Consider the following 21072-nt stretch of genomic DNA (forward strand, 5'->3'; position numbering starts at 1 on the left):
GCACGACATCCCCCATCGGGCGAGCGCGTGCGGGCCCGGCCGAAACCGGCCCATCGCGACGGGCAGGGCGGGCAGCGGCACGTGGGGCAGGAGTCGTCGCTGAGGCGGCCATGGTTGGCGTCTTCCGGGACAGGCATCTCGGTTCGGTCGCGTCCGGTTGCGGGGTTCGCGGCGCGAATCCTCATCGACAGCGCCCCCTCAGAATGCCGTCCGATCTACAATTCGGTAAGCGCGTAATTCTGATCGATGCGATGAAGAAAACGACTGAACGGTTCGACGGGACGACAGGGCACACGCTCCGTCATCGTCCTTTTCACCGAGTAGGTGCTGGACGAACGCTTCCTACGTTACGCACCGGACAACGACGTCCTATCGCGACATGCTGAACTGCGCCGAGATACTTGGAGTGGGGCCCTGGGGGTGGACGGATTGGGCAAGGCTGATTGACCGGATTGTTGGATCTTCGAAGGATGAAGACCATGGCACGACACCGTTCCCATAGCGTCGCGTTCGAGCGTCAGGTTGCGCAGGAGTACCTGTCCGGCGAGACGCTGCACGGCTTGGCCAAGCGCCACGATCTCTTGCGCAACCTCGTGCGCGTCTGAGTGCAGAAGTACGAGGCCGGCGCGTTCGATGATGACGCGGCCGCCGACGACACGATCCAAGCCTACGAGGCGCGCATCGCCGCGCTCGAACGGCTCGTCGGCCGGCAGGCGCTTGAGCTTGAGTTTTTAAAGGGAGCTCTGCGCAACGGACCGTTGCCGAGAAGCGAGCCTACGTCCGTAATCACCGGCCCGGCAGCCTCTCCGTTGCGGAGGGATGCCGACGGATGAGTCTGGCGCACTCCACCTACTACAACGCTCCGATGCGTGCTACCGACGACACCGCCCGAGTCGAGGCTATGGCTGCGGTCGGCGACGCGTTCGAAGCCTACGGCTGGCGCCGCGTCCAGGCAGCTCTGCGACAGCAGGGATGGCGGGTGAATCACAAAAAGGTCCGCCGCCTCATGCGCGCCCATGACCTGCAGCCACGCGTTCGGCGCCGCTATGTCACGACCACCGATAGCGATTACGAGAGCCCGATCTTCCCGAACATGGCCCGACATGGCTGTGTCCCAGGCAGCGGTGTAGCTGACGGGTGGTCATCGGCGGTTGCCGGGTAGGGTCGAGTTGCGACTTCCAGCCCCGAACCGGAGAGCTCCCCGATGACCGACGAGATCATGGCCCTGCATGGGCTGATGGAGGAGAGCGCCGACACCGATCTGCTGCGCGAAATGATCGGCTTTGCCGCCGAGCGACTTATGGAGTTGGAAGTGGGCGGCCTCACCGGCGCGGCCCACGACGAGAAGAGCGCCGAGCGGCTGGAGGACGACCGGATCGTCTCGGCCGCCGTCATCGTGACGGTCGGCGTCAACAGTGACGGCCGGCGCGAGGTTCTCGGCATGGACGTCGGCTCGTCGGAGGCCGAGACGTTCTGGACGGCGTTCCTCCGGAAGCTGGCGCGCCGGGGCCGGCGCGGCGTCAAGCTCGTGATCTCGGACGCCCACGAGGGCATCAAGGCCTCGGTGGCCAAGGTGATGAACCCCACCTGGCAGCGCTGCCGCGTCCAGTTCGCTTCGCTGCGCTCGCGGCGCCTCCGGCGTCATGAGGAACGTGCTCGCCCATGCCGGCCGCTCGGGCCGCCGCGTCGTCTTCGCCGATCAGCTTCGCCCCATAGCGCCCAAGCGCGCCGCCCTGATGGACACGGCGGAGCCCGACGTGCTGGCCGACATGGGCTTCCCGGCCGCCCACCGGGTCACAAGCTCCACTCCACGAACCCCCTCCAACGACTGAACGGCGAGATCAAACACCGGACCGAAGTGATCGGTATCTTCCCCGACGAGGCCGCCATCACCCGCCTCGTCAGCGCCATCCTGCTGGAGCAGAACGACGAATGGGCCGTGCAACGTGCCCGCTACATGACCCTGGAAAGCATCGCCCCAATCGGCGATGATCCCCTCATCAGCCTGCCGACCCTGGCAGCCCGATCCTCCCGACCCAAGCCGGTGATCGTGGTGGCCCTCACCAAGCTACACCACGCCAAGGAACACGACCTCCGGGAAAGCCGGCGCGGTTCAAACAGTGGGTTGGTTTCGTTTCCGACCGCCCCTTGCCGCGACCCACCCAAGCGGGGTCAAAATACGTTTCCGGTTCCGGTAGCCCTCGAATGGTCCTCGCGTCGAGTCAATTTCGAGGCATCATAAAGGGAAAAAGGTGGTGGGGCACCCACCCTGTCCAAACCGGTCTCTGGCGCCGTTTCCCTGCTAACAGGGAAAACAACAGGGAAAACGGCGCGGTGCAGCTCCCAGGCTCTTTTTGGCCCGGCAATACAGCAGCCAAGGCAATGACTTAAGGGGCAATTCCCTGTGCGCTGGAACAGGGAATTGGTCTCAGCCAAACAGGGACGCGTGTCGGCGAAACAGCCAAGTCGATCGGCGGGATCAGGGATCGCGTCCGGGCCAATGCAAAAAGGGCCGGAGAGCCATGAGGCTCTCCGGCTGCATGGGATTATGAGGCATCAGGGGAGGGGGCTAAGGTCTCTCCGAGCCTCGAGCGCATATCGCCAGCGTCGACGAACCTGACCTCGATGCTGGGAGCATACTTCGGTCGATCGTCGAGGGTCTTCAGCCGTTCCTCATGGGACATGCCATCGGGCTCATCCGCCGGCGCCAGAGCCTTGATGGTATCGAAGAGGAGCTTGGCGGCTTTCATGTCGCCCTGCAGTGCCTTCCGGGTGAGTTGCTGGGCGAGTGCCTCGATCTGGGTCGTCCGAATCGTGCGGCCATCCTTGGTGATGGCAATCGGCTCACGCGCGGCCTGGGTAAACGCGTCCAGAAGATCGCGTCGGCCGAGCGGTGCCGAGTGGCCTCGGGGCCGGCCGCGTGGGTTGCCGGACTGGCCCTTCCGGAAGCGACGGTCGGCTGGCGGTTTGCCGTACCCGATCTCATACGCGGTGCGTCGCTTCGGTTTGGTCACAGTGGTGTTCGCAGCGTCCGCCATCACGCAGCCTCCTCGAGCAGGGCAGGGGCCGTACGAGCCGACCGGACCTCGTCCCAGGTCTCGTCCGTACCGTCGAGAATGGCGTCCCGTCCCGTGAAGGTCTGCCAGCGCCGGATAGCGACATCGACATAGACCGGGTCGAGTTCGAGCACCCGCGCCTCGCGTCCCGTCTTCTCCGCAGCCAGCAAGGTCGTACCGCTGCCGGAGAACGGATCGAGGACGATCGCTCCGCGGCGTGTCACGTCCTTGATCGCATCGACGACCAGGGCCACCGGCTTGACCGTGGGATGCAGCGCCAGATTGCCCGCGCCCTTGAAGGTGTTGACCCCGGAATAGGTCCACACGTTCGAACGGTTGCGGCCGTGCCGGCCGAGCTCGACGTTGTTAGTGTGGCTCGCCGTGCCGACCTTGTAGAGCGCGATCAGCTCGTGCTGCGAGCGGTACAAGGACCCCTGCGCCGGATTGGTCTTGCTCCACACGATGAGGTTCTTCTGCTCGCCGTAGAGCGGGCGGGTCGCGGCATGCAGCTCCGGTAGGTGACGCCAATCCATGCAGACGTAGTGCAGGGCCCCATCACGAGAGACCGAGACGGCATGGCCGAGGCTCTCGGTCAGGAAAGCCGTGAAGGCCTCCTCCGTCATCTCGCCCGAGCCCATGACGAACTCGCGATGCTGGACCCGGCCGCGGCCCATGACGTGGCCATTGACGGGGACGTTGTAGGGCGGATCGGTGAAGACCATGTCGGCCTCTCGTCCACCCATCAGACGCTCGACGTCATCCCGGCTGCAGGCACTGCCACACAGGATCCGGTGCAGGCCGAGCTGCCAGAGATCACCGAGCTGCGAGACCGGTACTTCCGGCTCACCGAGCTCGTCCTCGCGCGAGGCGAGGCGCTCCTCTTCGAGATCCCCCGTCAGCAGATCGAGCTCGGCGATCTCGAAACCGGTGACGGAGAGATCCAGCCCGATCCCGGGCAGGTGGATGGCGAGTTCGCCGAGTTCGAGGGCAAGGGTCGCCCGATCCCAGCCGGCCAGGGTCGCGATCTTGTTGTCGGCGATCGCATAGGCGCGCTTCTGCGTGTCGCTCAGGTGATCGAGCCGGACGGTCGGGACCGTGTGAAGGCCGAGCTGCTTGGCCGCCAACAACCGTCCGTGCCCGGCGAGCACGAGCCCGGTTTCGTCGACGACGAGCGGCACGGTGAAGCCGAACGCCCTGATGCTGTCGGCGATCTTGGCGATGTGCTTCTTCGAATGGGTGCGGGCATTGCGTGGGTTGGCGCTGAGGGAGGTCGGAGCTTGGTCAAGGATGGTCAACCCGGCCACGGGGAAGGCAGGCGCGTTCGTCGTCATGATGGGAATGTCCTTGGAAAGCGCGCACGACGACAGGCCCGCGTGCCGGAAGGCAGCAGGGGAAAAGTCGGCGCAGTGGTCTGAGAAAAGGGCCGCTCAGGCCCGGAGACAGAAACGCCCCGGGGCAGGTGCCGCGGGGCGAGGGGACGTGCAATCGCGCATCGAGCTGCTCAGGCGCGCCGTTCGGAAAGGATCACGATTGCGGGTGGGTCCAAGCTGGTCCGCTGCGGACACAGAAACTTCGACTTAAGGAAAATGCGCAGTTTACCCGTCGGGTGTCAAGTAAAAATTCTGTTCACAGACGATTATGGAAGAAAATACATCCCATTGGTGGAATTATGATCTTCATGCCTAAATTTAATTAGGACTGCACATCAAAATCAACCCAATTCAACCCAAAAATATTGTTATTCAATATATTCAAATATAAATTACTACTTATCCCCCGATTCTAGTTCACTAAATACACGCGCTAGTTCGGATAACAAATAACGGGCGCGAGGGTCCTTAATTTTATCGAACGAATCTTTGAAGTACGCTCCTTCGATTGGTAGCTGATTAATTTTGGAATCGGGAACCTCATCAATAATATTTTTCTCAGACTGAACCTTGTAAAAGTAGCTAACATCAACCCCCAAAGCGTCAGCTATTCGCTGAAGCTTTTCAGCAGCGATCTTAGACTGGCCACTCTCATATTTCTGCACCTGCTGAAAGGTGACTCCCAAGGCGCTTCCAAGCCTCGCTTGGCTTAACCCAGCAGAACGTCGCAGCGATTTGATACGAAGGCCGATCGCACCCGCACCTCCATCTTTGTTAAAGTCCGACATTGTGTCCCGTGCAGCTTAAACTTTGACTGGTGCCATCAAGTACGGAGCAGAGGCATCAAATCTGGCTTTCCGGATTAGAAGCTCCAACGGACGCTTCAGCGTTAACGGCGTCTTCAAATGCGCTGATAGGAGTAAGCTGGCAAGAGCAATGCCTTACAATTTTTTTCGGCTAGAGCTGTGCCCTGCCGGATGAAGCGTGTGTGACAGAACCGTGTGCACTGGTTGAGTGTAACTAGTGGTTTAGTTCTAACACTCAGCACCCGTGCTTTGCGGCTTGGATGATGCGATCCGGGTCGGCGGTCCAGACGAAAGGCTTTGGGGCGCGGCTCGCCTGCCCCCATTCGGTGACCTGTGTTCGATGTTAGTGCAGCGTAGGTTTGGAGCTGACCTTGTTGGCTGTCTGCAGGCTATGCAAGTTCTCAGGCTGTGACATTTTGGTTGGCGAAGGCGCGGGGCGTCAAGCCGCCCAGGGCCACGTGGCGTCGACCTTCGTTCACAATCGCATCCGACCGTACACCTCCTTTGACCACCGGCCGGCCGAGACACTCACCTTCAAGGATCTGCATTTCTGGCTACCTATGGCCGCTACCATGCAATAGCCTTTCACTTGGCTCGTTTCAAAATACCGGTCAGGGCACAGCCACAATACTTCAAGGCAGAGCTTTCTTCCCGTCGGCAATGCTCGGCGATGCTGTCTTCGCCACCCTGTCCTTCCAGCACGATACGGATCTACTCCTCGGACGAAAGCTGCAGGCGCGTAGCCCGGCGGATGTTTGTGATGACCGCTTCTGCCGGCTTCTTGGCCAGTCCGGATCTCTAATCAACTTAGCGTCTCGGGGGCTGCGATGAACCAGCCATCGCGCATTCATGAAGACCGTCAATCTGCCCCACAGATGCTGACTTCGGATCGAGGATGAAAAAGCACACTCTTCCAAAAGGAGAATAACACAACTTCGAAGCGAAAAATTCACCTATTGGGAACTTTTCTGCGCCATCAGTTGATCGCGCTGTGATGAACCGGCGCTGCCGCTTGGAGAACATAATGGCTACGGTATCGATCCTCACCAATGCCGGTTTTGACGTCCGCAATTTCTTCCTTCCCAATCTGGGCGATGCCGACAGCGTCACGTTTACCGGTCTGATCGACAGCGTCGGGGACCTCCTCCTCGGCGGCAGCCGCACGGATACGTTCGAGGTTCTGACGGTCGAGGCGAACGGCCTCACCTACAACTACACCGGCAATTGGGAGATCGAGGCGTCGACAGGCCTCCTCACAGGGACGGTGTCGGCCAGCGGCGGCTATGACGGCGTGGAAGTGAAGCTCGGCGATACGGTCCTGGCGACGCTCGACCTGCCATTCCAGCCGGTCGATCTTGGAACGGAAACCAGCCCCGGCATTCTTGGCAATGTTGGAGACCTCGTCACAGATCTCGTGGGCGGCACCGTGGATCTCCTCCTCGGAACCCTCGATGAAACGGTCGCCCTGGTCGGGCTCAATCTCGACGCCACGCCCGATCTCATCGACATCGTGATCGATGCCGGCGGCACCCAGACGGGCGGCGACGGCGATGACACGCTGCGAGGCGGCATCGGAGGGGATACCCTCGACGGCGGCGCCGGAAACGACACCATGATCGGTGGCCGCGGCGACGATACCTACATCGTCGATTCATCCGGTGACACTGTGGTGGAGGATGCCGGCGAAGGCGACGATACCGTTCGCTCCTCGGTGACCTACACTCTTCCCGACAATGTCGAAAACCTCGTCCTCACCGGCACCGGCGACATCGACGGGACGGGCAACGCCCTCGACAACAGCATCGTCGGCAATGCCGGTGACAACCGCCTCGATGGCGGGGCTGGAAACGACCGCCTCACCGGGCGTGGTGGCGACGATGTCCTCGTTGGCGGCACCGGCGACGACATCATGCGCGGCGGAGCCGGTGACGACGTCTACGTTGTGGATTCCACCGGTGATCAGGTCATCGAAGAGGCCGATGAAGGCAACGACACCGTTCGCTCGTCGGTGACCTATACCCTGGGCGCCAATGTGGAAAACGTCATCCTGAGCGGATCCGGGAATATCGATACTAACGGCAACAATAACAATAACACGATCGACGGTAATGCTGGCAATAACATAATTTTTGGGAATGCAGGAAACGATTTTCTGTATGGTCGGGGTGGGATCGATACTCTTGACGGAGGAACCGGCAACGACTTCCTCGACGGCGGCATCGGTGCGGACACGATGCGCGGTGGCGCCGGCAACGACGTCTATGTGATCGACAATATCGGCGATCGCGTTATCGAACAACCGAACGAAGGCTTCGATACAATTCGTTCGTCCGTCAGCCACACGATGGAAGCCAACATTGAAAAGATGATGCTCTATGGCTCTGATGATTTGGTCGCCACTGGCAACGGTGGCAACAATAGGATCGAGGGAAACGCCGGCAACGACACAATCTACGGCGTTGCGGGTGAGGATTTCCTATATGGCAGAAGCGGCAACGATGTCCTTGATGGGGGAACCGGCAACGACGCTCTCGATGGCGGCATCGGTGCGGACACGATGCGCGGTGGCACTGGAAATGACATCTACACTATCGACAACATCGGCGATCGCACTATTGAACAACCGAACGAAGGCTTTGATACGATCCGGTCGTCTGTAGACCATACGATGGAAGCGAACATTGAGCGGATGATGCTCTACGGCTCAGGTGATTTGGTTGCCTCGGGCAACGACATCGATAACCGGATCGACGGTAACTCTGGCAACAATACCGTTTATGGTCTTGGAGGCAACGACCTCTTGTTTGGCAGGGGCGGCAACGATGTCCTCAACGGAGGAACCGGCAATGACTTGCTCGACGGTGGCACCGGTGCTGACACGATGCGCGGTGGCACTGGAAATGACATCTACACTATCGACAACATCGGCGATCGCGCCATCGAACAACCGAACGAAGGCTTCGATACGATCCGTTCAACTGTAAGCCATACGATGGAAGCGAATATTGAGCGGATGATGCTCTACGGTTCGGGTGATTTGGTCGCAATAGGCAACGATGCTGACAATGTAATCACTGGCAATTCCGGTGATAATTTAATCTATGGTGGTGCAGGCCACGATATACTTTCAGGTCTAAATGGAGCCGACACCTTCGTTTTCGAAACCATTTTGGACAGCGGTGTGACCCTTGGTAACCGCGACACCATCAAGGATTTCGACTCTTCAGAAGGTGATCGTATCGACATCAGTGAGATCGATGCAAATATGGGGGCATCGGGAAACCAGAGTTTCCAATTCATCGGAACGGATGCGTTCTCGGGGCAGGCTGGTGAGTTGCGAATGAAGTTCGGGAGCGGAAGCACCCTCGTGCAGGGGGACACCAATGGTGATGGAGCAGCTGACTTCGCCGTCCTTCTTCAGGGCCATCATGTCCTCGACAATGGATCGTTCGTCGTCTGACGCTTTTTAAGCCATGAAGGGGTTGCCGTCAGGCAGCCCCTTCTCTGCATCCATATAACGACTGATCAGACATGACGGCCCCCAAATGACGCCGCTGTCTCTGCAAGCTGCGCAATCGAGTACGCATGCGTGAAAGTTATTCATCCTTTGATGCGTAGCGTGCGTTAACCCGCCTGGTATGAGCAACCTCCAGCGATGGAATAACCATGCCGCCGCTTCCGCCAAACGAGGCCGAGCGTCTCGCGGCTCTGCGCGACCTGCGCATCCTCGATACGGCGCCTGAGGCCCATTTCGATGCGGTGTGCAGCACTGCCGCCACGTTGTTTGCTGTGCCTATCGCACTGATCACGCTCATCGACAGCGAGCGACAATGGTTCAAGGCCAAGTGTGGGATCGCTGCAGATGGCACACCGCGTGATATCGCGTTCTGTGCATATGCCATCCTGTCTGACGATGTTCTCGTCGTGGAGGACGCAACGACGGACCCACGCTTCGCCCACAGCCCCTTAGTAACGGGCGAGCATGCTGTCCGCTTCTATGTAGGCGCCCCTCTTGTTCTTCGCTCCGGCATTCGACTTGGCACGCTGTGCCTCGTCGACACCAAGCCGCGAACGTTTTCGGAGCTGCAGATAGTCCAGCTGCAAGGCCTCGCTCGGATTGTTGTGGCTCACATCGAACTTCATCGTGCACGGATTGCAGCTGAATCCGCGCTGGAGGAGCGCATACGATCGGTGTCGCTGATCAAAGCGAGCGAGGAGCGCTACCGGACCGCACATGCGAAACTTGAGCAGACAACCGATCTTCTCCGGCTTGCACAGGAAGCTGCCGGAGCGGGAATTTGGCAGTGGAGCTTGGATGGGAATGTGGCGCAAAACTCTCCTGAGAGCGCCAACATGCTTGGGTTCGATTGCGAGTCGGGCTCAACGGACTGGATCGACATCGGCATCGCCGAATGGGCCGCAAGGGTACACCCGGACGACCTTCCATTTGTCCATGCGGCTCACGCAGCAGCGCTTCGTGATGGCTCGAACTACAAAGTAGAGTATCGGGTGAGGCGACCCGAGGGCAGTGCTGGGTACCGCTGGCTTATGAGCTTTGGCCGCATCATCCGTGATGAGGCAACTGGCAAGCCGCTGCAGATCGTCGGCCTTGATCTCGATGTAACCGAGCGACGCACGACCCAAGACGCTCTCATTCAAAGCGAAATGCGCCTACGCACGAGCGAGCAGCGCCTTGCCCTCGCCCTCGACAGTGGTAGCGATGGCTTATGGGACTGGAACGTCACCACGGGGCAGGTTTGGTACTCCGACCGCTGGTACACCATGTTTGGTTACGAGCCAGGAGAGGTCGAAGCGCACATCAACACCTGTATGGGGCTCACTCATCCTGACGACCTGAAGCAGACGCTGGCGCTTGTAGCGGAGCATTTCGAGGAGCGATCCGCCACGTACGCCTCTGAGCGCCGCATGCGAACCAAGTCTGGCGACTACACCTGGGTTCTCTCACGTGGCAGAGTGGTGTCGCGGGACCCGCAAGGCACCCCGCTGCGCATGGTTGGCACTTATATCGACATCTCGGAGCGTAAAGCGTCTGAACACCGCATCGCCTACATGGCACGCCACGATGCGCTCACGGGCTTGCCCAACCGAACCGTTTTTTACGAGCATTTAGAGCACCGACTGGCCGAGGTTCGCCGCGGCCGAGGCCAGGCAGCGCTGCTGTGCCTTGACCTCGATCGGTTCAAGTCCGTCAACGACACACTCGGCCATCCTGCGGGCGACCAACTGCTCTGCCAGATCGCCACGCGCTTGCGCGCAAACATTTGCGACGGCGATGTCGTGGTACGGCTCGGCGGCGACGAGTTCGCGATTATCGTCTCGCACGTAGACCACGTGCATCAAGTCAGCTCGCTGGCACAACGTATGATCGATGCGGTAGGCCAACCACTCGATCTTGGCGGGCACCTCGTGACTGTCGGCGTCAGCATTGGGATTGCTCTGTCTCCGTCCAACGGCGACACAGCCGAAACCCTGTTCAAGAACGCGGACCTCGCGCTTTATCGAGCCAAGGAGGCAGCGCGCGACAGCTACCGCTTCTACGAACCCGGTATGGATGCGGCTATCGAGGCCCGCATGCAGCTTGAGTTGGAGATGCGTGAGGCCATCATGTGCGGCAGCTTTGCCATGCATTATCAGCCTGTGCTGCGTCTGTCTGACCACCGGATCGTCGGCTTCGAGGCGCTGATGCGTTGGCCTCATCCGACACGTGGAATGATTGCGCCTGGTGCGTTCATCCCATTGGCCGAGGAAACCGGACTGATTGTCTCGCTCGGTTCCTGGGCGCTGCAGGAGGCATGCCGGGAAGCGGCAGCCTGGCCTCGCCATCTGCGGATTGCCGTCAACGTCTCTGCCGTTCAGTTCCAGCAACCGGGGCTTGAAGAGAGTGTCATCTCGGCTCTGCGTACCTCAGGTCTCCCGCCCAATCGTCTCGTATTGGAGATCACCGAGAGCGTTCTCGTCCAGGATGCGGAGGCGGTGATCGCCTGCCTGCATCGCTTGAAAAGCGCTGGTGTTCGCATTGCGCTTGACGACTTTGGCACAGGCTACTCATCTCTCAGCTATCTGCGTCGTTTTCCCTTCGACAGTATCAAGATCGACCGCTCCTTCGTCAGCGATATTGACGACCCCAGTGCTGCGGCGATTGTCCGAGCAATCGTTGGAATCGCAACGCAACTCGGGGCAACCGTTACGGCCGAAGGCGTCGAGACTAATTATCAACTAGATCAAGTTAGCATGGAGGGCTGCACGGATATACAGGGTTATTTCATAAGTCGACCATTGCCATCCAATGAAACCAATGCGTATATTCATCGAAATTTTGTCGAATACTCAAGCGATGTTAACTTAAAGATTAATCAAGATGTGGGAATTAGCAATAATAATTCATCAATATTATACTAACAACTAGGGACTTGCATAAACACAATAATATTTCACGATTTTTTAGGTCGGTGAATTATCAAATATGAAAAAATATCTTATATGTATAATAGTAAATTAATAACATAACAAAATAAAACTTAACTTTATTCCGATAATAATCAATCTAATTAGATTATTATTATTTGATTGCAAAATTGTCCATCATCATATTATCCGAAAATTTTACAGCATCCAGCAGCGAAGGCTCCGGTCCAGCTGGGGTGAGAGAGTAGGCAGCGTTCGGCTAGTGACGCAAGCGGCGGTACATGAAAGCTGGCGCTTGATGCAATTCCGCTCAGCCAGGATCCCTTCGCCGTGTCCGAGGTGGACTTCGACGCGCGTGACGTCGTGGCGGCTATCGTGAGCTGGGCAGTGGTTGTAATGCGCGACGAAGGCAGCGATCCGCGTTTCGAGTTCGCAGGGCAAGTAGGCTTGAGGGATAGAAACTTTACCGACAAGCCTCTGATGTACCGACATAATGTTTGATTAAATTGCCGACGCCTAAATTGTCGACCATTATGGACAGTAACGACATCGTCACCTGCCCTCCTGAACTAGCTCTGTCTACTTGATAAATACCGCGGAGTAGAGGACCCAGACCGCTTGATCAATGCATGAGCGCGATGCGTTGCACTCTATCATGGGCTGCAAGCTCACTGCCAATTTCTAAGAGAATCATATCGTTCAGCCGATGCAAACGCGGGTGAGAAAGTTCGGAAATTACTTCCCGGGCTGCTAAATAATGCTCGGCAGCCTGCGCCAGAGGATGCTCTAAGTGTGAAGTGGTCTCCCTAACATAGGCCACATCATCGATTTTGCTGTGCGTGACATCGATCAGTAGACCACTGCTGCGTAAGGGCTCTCCAGTCGTGTCAAGAAAGAAACGACCACGAGCAAGAAGCCAACGCGTTTGACCGTCGGCAGAACAGACCCTGTACTCCGCCACGTACGAGCGGCCAGCCTTAGCACATTTTGTAATCAAGTCACGAACTCTTGCACGATCACCAGGATGGATTCCTTCGATGAATTCGCTTATTGGTGTACCAATCTCTAGCTGGTTCGGATCAACATTAAAGAGCAAAGCTACTAGCGCGTCCGCATACACGCAGTCTTTTGGAATGTCCCAATCCCATCGGCCAATGATATCCTGTGCGTCGATAGCCTCTTGGAGCGAAACCAACGTGACGTCCGCTGCAATTCCCTTCTGTCCCACCTGGAACTCCGTCCTACGTTTATTTGGTCGGGTACAATCGCATAAGGCGGCTATAGGAAGTGTTTACAAAAATCAATCTTTTGCGGTTCGAGGGTAGGATTTTGTACGTTAGTATGCTTTAGGAAAGGTCATTAATGTGAATAGTGTATTCAAACGCAGCTTTAGAAAGGTTTATGGCATACCATCCGATGATATAGCCCAATCTCTTCTCCTAGACGACGAGACTTTGATTGAAGCAGACGATGTTTATTTTAGGACGCCGCCGGGGTGGGGGACAAGGCTAGCCATCCACGTAGCTCAGGATGGCCTAAGTCCTGAAAACAGTATTCTAGGTGTCGGCAACGGTTCGTAGGCCAGCTTCGCGCTTACCTGCGACCCGTATCTGGTTTCGGCCACGAGCCTTGGCTTGGTAGAGCGCGCGATCGGCAATTGCGATGAGAGCAGCCGTATCCGCAGCGCGAACTTGCGGGATCTGAGCCAAGCCCCCGCTGACGGTCAGAACGCCATGCGGGTTTGCCGCGTGTGGCTCTTTCCACCCTGATACGGCTTCGCGGATGCGATCCGCAACGATCTCCGCTCCGGCAGCATCCGTTTCGGGCAGGATCACCGCAAACTCCTCACCGCCGATGCGGCACGCGATGTCGTGAGCTGGGTCGGTTGCCGCCTCGATCGACCGGGCAATCAGCTTCAGGGCTGCATCACCTCTCTGGTGCCCATAGGTGTCGTTGAAGCCCTTGAAGTGATCCGCATCCAGCAAAATCAGGGACAGCGGCTGTTGGGTGCGAACAGAGCGCCTCCACTCCCGTGCGAGCACCTCGTCGAAGCGTCGCCGATTGGCGAGCCCCGTCAGAGCATCTGTGGTCGCCATCTGCTCCAGCTCGACGTTTAGAGCGGCAGTAACCTGTTCGGAACGCTTCCTGCGGCTCAACTCGCGACCGAACATCCAAGTTAAGACCACCGTCGCGCCACAGAGGCTGACGACGACGACGCCAAGCCCCAATGACTTCCCAAGCCAGTCGGAGTAGACCTGAGCCGGGGTGACGGAGGTGCTCAATTGAAGTGGGTAGTCGCCGATCTGAGCGAACACGAAATGACGGTCCCCCTCTTCTAACATTGCTCGGCCAATGAAACTGCCGCTTTTGGCAGCTAACATCCTCTGGTAGCTCGGCGTTTGTGCCACGCTGATCCCGAGTCGATCTGGATCGAAGGGGTCACGCATGACGATCGTTCCTCTTGGCCCATACAGAGTGACGGTTCCAAGATGGTCGGCGTCAGCCGTGGCGAAGAGCTTGCGGATGTAGTCGAGCTCAATGCCACCAACAACGACCCCTGTGAATATGCCGTCGGAGTTCGACAACCGGCGGCTCATCACGAGAACGGGTCGACCACTGAGGCGGGAGACGATGGGCGTGCTGATATGCAACCCGTCGTCCGCTCGGTTAGCGAAGTAACGAAAGTACTCCCGATCTGACGCGTTAAGCGAGATGGGTCCGAGCGTCTGGGAGTTGGCAATGGCGTTGCCATTCTGGTCCAGCACCAAAAGATTGGCGAAACCAGCCGCTGAGGTCGCTCGATCGAACAGGATCATATGTCGCAACTCGGGGAGCGCCTGCATCACCTCGGATCGTTTCATGCCGTCGACGACCGCTCGCAGGGAAAGGTCGTACATCTCGATATTGCGCGCGATGTCACGGCTCAGAACCTGCACTACGCTGCGCGAGCTGATCTCGGTGCGCCGCGTTGCATCGAGGCGCATCTCCCAAAGGAGGAACGCCGCGACTGCGCAAATGCCGATCACTGAAAGCAGGTTCAGGGCGCCCAGCAAGAAGGCTGATTGCATCCAGCGAGACGAATGCCGAACGGCAGTTGATGCGGACATTATGCACCTCATGCGGTGAGCCATCACGGGCTCCTAATCGTAGGCCCAATCCGCACGTAGTACAGAAAGTTCTCATGTCAGTTGAATTTTGGGTGAAATTGAACTCATTGTTAACGGATGCGGCATGATGGTGACCATCTGTTGTTCGAGTATTCAGCTAGGGCTGGAGCGTAGTTTGTGGGCACTACGGGCCGACATCGCGCGATAGCTTTCGAAAGTTTTTTCAATGCTCTTCAGTCGCAACCAGCATTCGATGACGGAAGATAGCGCTAAGCTCGCTGCGCTCGAACGGTCCCAGGGAGTGATCGAATTCGATCTCAATGGAACTGTCGTTCGCGTCAATGAGAACTTCCTTTCCGTGCTTGGTCTTAGCGCAGAGGAGGTTGTTGGGCAGCAGCACCGAGACTTTGTCGAGCCCGCCGTGAGGGACAGTCGTGCCTACAAAGAGTTTTGGGAGAAGCTTCGAGCTGGCGAGTTCCAGGCCGGGCAATTCAAGCGCATCGGCAAGGATGGCCGCGAGGTCTGGATCGAGGCGTCCTACAACCCGATTTTTGATCGTCGTGGCAAGCCCTACAAGATCATTAAATTCGCTGCCGACATTACACGGCAGAAGCGGCTCGATGCGGATCGCGAAGGGCAGATCGAGGCCATCCAGAAGGCTCAGGCCGTCATCGCCTTCGATCTAGACGGAACCATCATTGAGGCCAATGAGAACTTTCTGTCGGTCGTGGGCTACACGCTGCCCGAGATTGTCGGTCAGCGTCACAGGATGTTCGTCGATCCAGCGTTCGCCGACAGTCCCGCTTACGCTGCGTTCTGGGCCAACCTGCGCCAGGGTGAGTACCAGAAGGGGCAATTCAAGCGCATCGGCAAGGATGGCCGCGAGGTTTGGATTGAAGCTTCCTATAATCCCATTTTTGATGCGAGTGGGCGTCCCTACAAGGTCGTGAAGTTCTCGACCGATATTACGGCGCAAGTCGCCTTGTTGGCTGACCTCGAGCGCCTGATCGAACAGAATTTTGCTGAGATCGACGGTGCTGTTTCGCTCTCCTCGCAGGAGTCGAGGTCTGCCACTCAGGCTGCCGGACGTACAGCCAGTAACGTACAAACCATGGCTGCCGCCTCCGAAGAACTGGCGGCCTCCGTCGATGAAATCTCACACAGCATGAGCAAGGCACGCGCCGCAACGGACGATGCGCATGCGCAGGTAGAGGTAGCGGGTGCGGTTACCCAGAAGCTCACAGCAGCTGCGACGGCGATGAGCGGCATCGTGGCCCTGATCCAGACTATCGCCAGCCAGATCAACCTGCTGGCCCTGAACGCGACCATTGAGGCGGCTAGGGCTGGCGAAGCAGGACGCGGCTTCGCTGTGGTCGCGCAGGAGGTCAAGAACCTCGCCGTCCAGGCAGCCCGTGCCACGAGCCAAATTTCCAGTGAGATCGATAGCGTACAAACAGCTTCGGAGCAGGTCACTGGTACGCTCGGAACGATCCAGGGATCGGTCGAGACCATGCGGGACTACGTTGTCAGCACGGCCGCTGCGGTTGAGGAGCAGAGCGTGGTGACACGTGAGATATCACTCAGCATGCAGGAGGCAGCCGAAGCAGTTCGAGCCATTTCACAGAACGTGCTGGCGATCTCGGCATCGATCGACGAGGTCTCATACGCTGTCGACACGACAAAGCAGGCTGCTCGTGTTCTCGCTCGTTAAGTGTGTGAGCCGCATTGCCCGAGGCCGCATGATCGAACGCCAAGCAACGTTGGTGGGAGGAGAATGATCTCATGGTGCCTGCGAACGACCTGCTTCCAGGCCCCGACCTCATTAGGATGCGGCGAACTTTCCAAGCGAGCCTAGCACAGCTCATGAATGCGCAAGAGTACCTTGCTGAACTGTTCGATGCCCTAGCCTCAATCGAGCAGCAGGTTAGACTTTTGGCCCTTCGCGAGAGCAGTTACTCTCTCGACGATCATGTAGACACCGAAAAGCTCCATTATCTGCGTGATCTGCAGGAGCAAACGAACGCGAACTTTCGTCGCATTCGGGAGAGCTACGACGTTCTTAGTGCACAAATTGCTAAACTTATGATCCGGCACGAATGGCTCTATGCTGCTACTTTTGCTCAAGGCGGTCGTGAGCCAGCCTGTTAGGATAGGCCTAGTCTACACGATATGCCTCGCAAGGGCTACACGCGTGCCCAGCGCAAAGCTTGGTGTGACGGGTATCCGATCGGTTCTCTGACTTAGAGGATCCATGCAGCTACAGCAGGTTACTCTCAGCCTGATCTTTATGGGCACCGGATCGGCTGCTTGCACTGGCCAACCACTCGGCCTTCACGGTGACGAACGCTCGATAGATTGGCTCCCTGCCCATTCCAAACGGTCGCGGAAAGCTCGCGTTCGCTGTTGGTTGCGCTCTCAAAACGCGCGAACTCAAGCTAGAGTGCTCATAGCGATTTTGGCGATTGCGTCAGCTCCAATCAGTTCTCTGCCATCGTCGTCTACCGTGATGTGACCATTCTCGACGTCGAAGAAGTAGCGTTCCATAAAGAATTTTTCTCGTAGATTAATTCATTCGTGCACGGCGCTGGTCGTTTTCAAGCTTCGAGATACGACGTCCAAGCTCCAGTAAGAGCATATCAGTCATGCTTTGCAGAAGAGGGTCGGAGAGCTTTTGGATGGCGCCTCGTACGACTAAGCAATGCTCAGCCGCTTCTTCTAAGGGATGACTTGTACATTCAGGTATCCCAGCCGAATAAGCGGCTTCATCAACCCGATTTTGGGTGATGTCGACGAGGAACCCAGTCCCCCGCCGGGGCTGGCCTGTCTCGTCCAGTTCGATGAGGCCGCGCGCTAAGACCCACCTCATAGCTCCATCGGCCGAATGAACACGATACTCCTGCACGTAAGAGTGACCCGCCTTCGCACTTTTCGCGATGACCTCGGCAGTTTTTGTCCTATCGTCCGGATGAATGGCGTCCAGGAACAGGCTCAGCGGAACTCCGCCCCGCGCCATCGCGGGATCGACGCTAAAAAGCAGAGCGACTGTTGCATCTGCGTACAGCCGATCATTGGGGATGTCCCAGTCCCAACGCCCGATCATGTCTGAGGCATCGATCGCGTCCTGTAGGACGATCTGTAAAACCTCAACCGCGCATGTATCCCGTCGCGCCATCAGAGCCTCTATCGTCTCACATGTCGGCCTGAGTTGGCATCGAAACTGGCTGATAGAATATTAACAAATGGGGGTAAGAGGCAAGTGTCCTACTGGTACCTTTGCACTATCGCGTTTGCATGTCCGGTGAGGTACACAAGCTTGGCCGAATTTTGCATGCAATCGGGGATGAGAAAATGGGCCGCAAGCTCGATGACTTTGAGGTGGCGGGAATCTTCTTGTCGGACGCGGAGGCAGGCAGACAGGACCGAACAGGCTTAAGCCGTAGCAAGGACCTTCAGCATCGCATCGCTGAGCAGCTTGGAATATCCGCCGCCGCGCTGCAGGACCCAGGCAAAACTCCAAACGCAATGCACAGCGCGAACAACTCAGTTCAATCGACCGATACCACCTTAAGTCGCGAGTGCCTGGAACTGCTCGACGCTTACGTCCGCATCACAGACCCGGAGATGCGCCGTCGATGCCTGCAAGCGGTTTGTGAGGTGGCATATGGCTCTATCGATGCTGGTCCCGCGATAAAAGCGTAATGCCCCCAGTAGCAGATTGCAAACGCGTGATCTTCCCCCGGTTTCGCGGACACCTCTGATACGCTCTCTGCGGGCGCGGAAGGTGTTTGATGGCCAAGACGCGACGCGAGTTTACTTCGCTGCACCGCCGGTGTCACGCCTGAGTTCAAACGCGAGGCGGTGGCCCTGTTGGAAAGCAGCGGTCGGCCCCAGATGCAGATCGCAGCCGAACTTGGGATCCAACCCTCCATGCTGAGGCAGTGGCGCACGGCGCTGATGGATGGCTCTCCACCGTCGCGACCGGCAGGATCACCAGGATCCGTGCCTGCGAGCCCGGTGGCTTCCCCCTCCGAACAAGCAGCCGAGATTGCCCGTCTGCGGCGTGAACTTGACCGGACGCGCCTGGAGCGCGAACTCCAAGAAAAAGCGATCGGCATCTTCTCGGAGATGCCCAAGTGACGTTCGCCTTCATCGAGCAGCATGCGAGCACCTAGCCGGGGCGTCTTATGTGCCGCGTGCTCAAAGTCTCCCCCGGCGGCTATTACGGCTTTCGATCACATCCTGAGAGCAACAGGTCGGTATCCAACCGTCACCTCCTGAAGACCGTTCGACGAATTCGTGCCGAACATCACAGTTGCTATGGCTCACCTCGGGTGCATGCGGCCTTGCGCGCGGAGGGGCGAACAACCAGCCACGGGCGGGTGGAGCGCCTGATGCGTCGTCAAGGCATCCGAGCTCTAGTTGGGCGTCGGTTCCTGCCCTGCACGACCGACAGCCGTCACGATCGGCCGATCGCGCCCAACCTGCTGGTGCAACACTTCTCCCCGCACTGCCCGACACGGTTTGGCTGGCGGAACCGAAGGACCGCGTAGCGACATTACCTACCTCCCCACCGGCGAGGGCTGTATCTACCTGGCCGCCGTCCTCGATCTCGCCATTCTCAAGATCGTCGGCTGGTCCATGCGCACCGAACTAACGTCGGCCGCCCAACGGCAAAGACTGGAGACGGCCTCATCTGTCACTCGGATCGCGGCAGCCAATACGCCGCCGAGGCTTATCGCAGCTCCCTGCCATGAAGGCGACGCCATCCATGAGCCGGACTGGCTGTTGTTACGACAACGCTCCCATAGAAAGCTTCTTCCATACCCTCAAAGTCGAACTCGTCCACCAACGACGATGGGCGACTCAGGACAAGGCTCGACGCGACTTGTTCGCATACATCGAGAACGACATCAATCGGCAGCGCATCCATTCGGCTCTCAGCTACATCCCCCCCGAACAGGCCAAGCGGAACGCGAGCTAACACCTGTGTCCGCGAAATTGGGGGAGGATCACTAAGGAAAGGACACGGTTGACCTCTTCGTCCGCCCTTACAGATCAACGTCCTGGTTTGTTAATGCCTTATCAGGCTACGCTTCGGTTTCAGCGGGCTTGGGATGTTTGTCCCGCTTTGGCGGCTCAGGTGCTGTAGATCCAGCTTCGGGCGTCGCATCGACCCGAGAGTGATTCTGCTTCCCGTCTGCCATGCCTCCTCCCCCGGACTAGGGCTGCCAGCCTCGCTGTTAGGCTGCCGGAATAGAAGCGTGCGCTGAGCGACGTTTGATCCCCCCGGCAGCCAGCCGAAAGCTGATTCACATCAAGGGGTGGGCCTAATGGCATCGTCCGGCTTGCCGAACGGCGGCATGTCGTAATCGCATTGCCTTCGCTACCTGCGACGGGCCTCGCGAGCCGCTGGCGTGAAGGCGACCCTGCCTTTCCGGCAGGTTTCTGCATCCCTGGACAGGCTGCGGGTGTTGCTCTGACGTCAGCGGCTCTGCGGAACGTCGGTTCTTAGAGCAAGGGTGCGGATGAAGCTCAGGACGTTCAGACGATCCTGCTCGTCGTCTATCATGGCCCAAAGCCGCAAGAGCTCGGCTGTCTGGATCGGATCACCTAACGAGGGTTCGGAAAACGCCGAGATTGGGCAATCCAGTGCCGTAGCGAGCTTGTCTAAAAGGGCCTCCTTTCGGTTCGTGCCGTATCCAGAAGCATCCCACTCAGACATCGATATCTCCGATTGCGCGCAATCGAGTTACCTACTTTTCAAGCGTCAATCAAATCACGGCCTCGTGGAGAAAACGAGGGTTGATTCCTAGATAGTTTTTGCAACTTACTAACTTGAGATAGATAGATGTAGGACAGGAGCTCGTAAAGAATGGAAGATGACGAGTGTTTCAATTCCATGGCTGAGGCTTGCTTGGCCGCGCATGAGGCTGTGATCGAAGCAGGTACACCTGCGATGATTGCCCTGGCACGTGCTCTCTTGTGGCAGGTAGGTCAGGAACTCTCTCAACGAGAGGAGCGGCGCAAAGAGATGCTTCGCTTAGATGGTGCTAAATAGCAACACTGTAGCTCATAGGCACGATCTGCTGGCGGCTACGCTTGAGACGCACCGTCAACAGACAGGTTAAGGAGCTGACTGCCGCTCCGGCCTATCACCGCGCCATGCTCGACGTGTGCGCCCTCGCTCTCCTGTCTTTCGCGACGTACCTGTTGGGCGTGTTGACATTCTTGGATTGATTGCACCCCTAACGGGCTCCTACCCTCAATCAATGCTTAGGGCTCCGCGCAGTGGGAGTAATTCCGCAGT

Annotated in this window: 17 protein-coding genes and 3 pseudogenes; 11 read left to right on the top strand and 9 right to left on the bottom strand. The window is 58.1% G+C overall.

Annotated features, from left to right (window positions below; all coding sequences use genetic code 11):
- The first annotated feature begins 479 nt into the window (after window positions 1-479).
- From AC0IXR_RS12600 to AC0IXR_RS12615, 4 genes and pseudogenes are all read left to right on the top strand, one after another.
- Window positions 480-605: a hypothetical protein gene (locus AC0IXR_RS12600; protein ID WP_280136549.1), complete on the top strand. Its 126-nt coding sequence runs from the start codon at window positions 480-482 to the stop codon at window positions 603-605.
- Complete coding sequence (locus tag AC0IXR_RS12605) at window positions 606-833, top strand: hypothetical protein (RefSeq protein WP_311275574.1); 228 nt, start codon at window positions 606-608, stop codon at window positions 831-833. It begins immediately after the preceding gene.
- The gene (locus AC0IXR_RS12610; protein WP_471760917.1) at window positions 830-1162 is read left to right on the top strand and encodes an IS3 family transposase; all 333 of its coding nucleotides are present in this window, start codon (window positions 830-832) and stop codon (window positions 1160-1162) included. The genes AC0IXR_RS12605 and AC0IXR_RS12610 overlap by 4 nt, the downstream gene beginning before the upstream one ends.
- Window positions 1163-1204: 42 nt before the next feature.
- Window positions 1205-2023 (top strand): annotated as a pseudogene (locus tag AC0IXR_RS12615) (transposase); the annotation flags it as partial.
- A 523-nt stretch (window positions 2024-2546) separates the two neighbouring features.
- Here the strand turns inward: AC0IXR_RS12615 and AC0IXR_RS12620 are convergent.
- From AC0IXR_RS12620 to AC0IXR_RS12635, 4 genes and pseudogenes are all read right to left on the bottom strand, one after another.
- Window positions 2547-3038, bottom strand: a complete 492-nt coding sequence (locus AC0IXR_RS12620; protein ID WP_471760918.1) for a DUF5681 domain-containing protein — start codon at window positions 3036-3038, stop codon at window positions 2547-2549.
- Window positions 3038-4387 (bottom strand): site-specific DNA-methyltransferase, encoded by a 1350-nt coding sequence (locus AC0IXR_RS12625; protein WP_471760919.1) that lies wholly within the window; start codon window positions 4385-4387, stop codon window positions 3038-3040. Before AC0IXR_RS12625 ends, AC0IXR_RS12620 begins: the two co-directional genes overlap by 1 nt.
- 434 nt (window positions 4388-4821) lie before the next feature.
- Window positions 4822-5214, bottom strand: a complete 393-nt coding sequence (locus AC0IXR_RS12630; RefSeq protein ID WP_471760920.1) for a helix-turn-helix domain-containing protein — start codon at window positions 5212-5214, stop codon at window positions 4822-4824.
- 639 nt (window positions 5215-5853) lie between these two features.
- Window positions 5854-6021, bottom strand: a pseudogene (locus AC0IXR_RS12635) (IS3 family transposase); the annotation flags it as partial.
- Window positions 6022-6256: 235 nt separating this feature from the next.
- On the opposite strand from AC0IXR_RS12635, the gene AC0IXR_RS12640 reads away from it, so the two are divergent.
- Window positions 6257-8692 carry a calcium-binding protein gene (locus AC0IXR_RS12640; protein WP_471760921.1) on the top strand — a complete coding sequence of 812 codons (2436 nt, stop codon included), beginning with the start codon at window positions 6257-6259 and terminating at the stop codon, window positions 8690-8692.
- 206 nt (window positions 8693-8898) lie between these two features.
- On the top strand, window positions 8899-11652 hold the full coding sequence (locus tag AC0IXR_RS12645) for a bifunctional diguanylate cyclase/phosphodiesterase (protein WP_471760922.1): 2754 nt from the start codon (window positions 8899-8901) through the stop codon (window positions 11650-11652).
- Between the two features lie 628 nt (window positions 11653-12280).
- On the opposite strand, the gene AC0IXR_RS12650 is transcribed toward AC0IXR_RS12645, so the two are convergent.
- Both AC0IXR_RS12650 and AC0IXR_RS12655 read right to left on the bottom strand, forming a co-directional pair.
- Window positions 12281-12886, bottom strand: a complete 606-nt coding sequence (locus AC0IXR_RS12650; protein WP_471760923.1) for a PAS domain-containing protein — start codon at window positions 12884-12886, stop codon at window positions 12281-12283.
- A 328-nt stretch (window positions 12887-13214) separates the two neighbouring features.
- On the bottom strand, window positions 13215-14711 hold the full coding sequence (locus tag AC0IXR_RS12655; protein ID WP_471760924.1) for a GGDEF domain-containing protein: 1497 nt from the start codon (window positions 14709-14711) through the stop codon (window positions 13215-13217).
- A gap of 307 nt (window positions 14712-15018) precedes the next feature.
- Here AC0IXR_RS12655 and AC0IXR_RS12660 point away from each other — a divergent pair, with 307 nt between their 5' ends.
- Together AC0IXR_RS12660 and AC0IXR_RS12665 are read left to right on the top strand one after the other, a co-directional pair.
- On the top strand, window positions 15019-16476 hold the full coding sequence (locus AC0IXR_RS12660) for a methyl-accepting chemotaxis protein (RefSeq protein WP_471760925.1): 1458 nt from the start codon (window positions 15019-15021) through the stop codon (window positions 16474-16476).
- A gap of 71 nt (window positions 16477-16547) precedes the next feature.
- The gene (locus AC0IXR_RS12665; RefSeq protein WP_471760926.1) at window positions 16548-16913 is read left to right on the top strand and encodes a hypothetical protein; all 366 of its coding nucleotides are present in this window, start codon (window positions 16548-16550) and stop codon (window positions 16911-16913) included.
- A 282-nt stretch (window positions 16914-17195) separates the two neighbouring features.
- Here AC0IXR_RS12665 and AC0IXR_RS12670 read toward each other — a convergent pair whose 3' ends face one another.
- Window positions 17196-17309 carry a DUF6894 family protein gene (locus AC0IXR_RS12670; protein ID WP_471760927.1) on the bottom strand — a complete coding sequence of 38 codons (114 nt, stop codon included), beginning with the start codon at window positions 17307-17309 and terminating at the stop codon, window positions 17196-17198.
- Between the two features lie 19 nt (window positions 17310-17328).
- Complete coding sequence (locus AC0IXR_RS12675; RefSeq protein ID WP_471760928.1) at window positions 17329-17937, bottom strand: PAS domain-containing protein; 609 nt, start codon at window positions 17935-17937, stop codon at window positions 17329-17331.
- A gap of 176 nt (window positions 17938-18113) precedes the next feature.
- Here AC0IXR_RS12675 and AC0IXR_RS12680 point away from each other — a divergent pair, with 176 nt between their 5' ends.
- On the top strand, window positions 18114-18464 hold the full coding sequence (locus AC0IXR_RS12680) for a hypothetical protein (RefSeq protein WP_471760929.1): 351 nt from the start codon (window positions 18114-18116) through the stop codon (window positions 18462-18464).
- Between the two features lie 159 nt (window positions 18465-18623).
- Window positions 18624-19746: pseudogene (locus AC0IXR_RS12685) on the top strand (IS3 family transposase).
- A 501-nt stretch (window positions 19747-20247) separates the two neighbouring features.
- Here AC0IXR_RS12685 and AC0IXR_RS12690 read toward each other — a convergent pair.
- Entirely contained in the window at window positions 20248-20487 is a 240-nt protein-coding gene (locus tag AC0IXR_RS12690) for a hypothetical protein (protein WP_471760930.1), read from the bottom strand.
- A gap of 150 nt (window positions 20488-20637) precedes the next feature.
- Between AC0IXR_RS12690 and AC0IXR_RS12695 the strand changes: the two genes are divergently transcribed.
- Entirely contained in the window at window positions 20638-20823 is a 186-nt protein-coding gene (locus tag AC0IXR_RS12695) for a hypothetical protein (protein ID WP_471760931.1), read from the top strand.
- Window positions 20824-21072: the final 249 nt, after the last annotated feature.

This window comes from Methylobacterium sp. AC832, assembly GCF_979256025.1.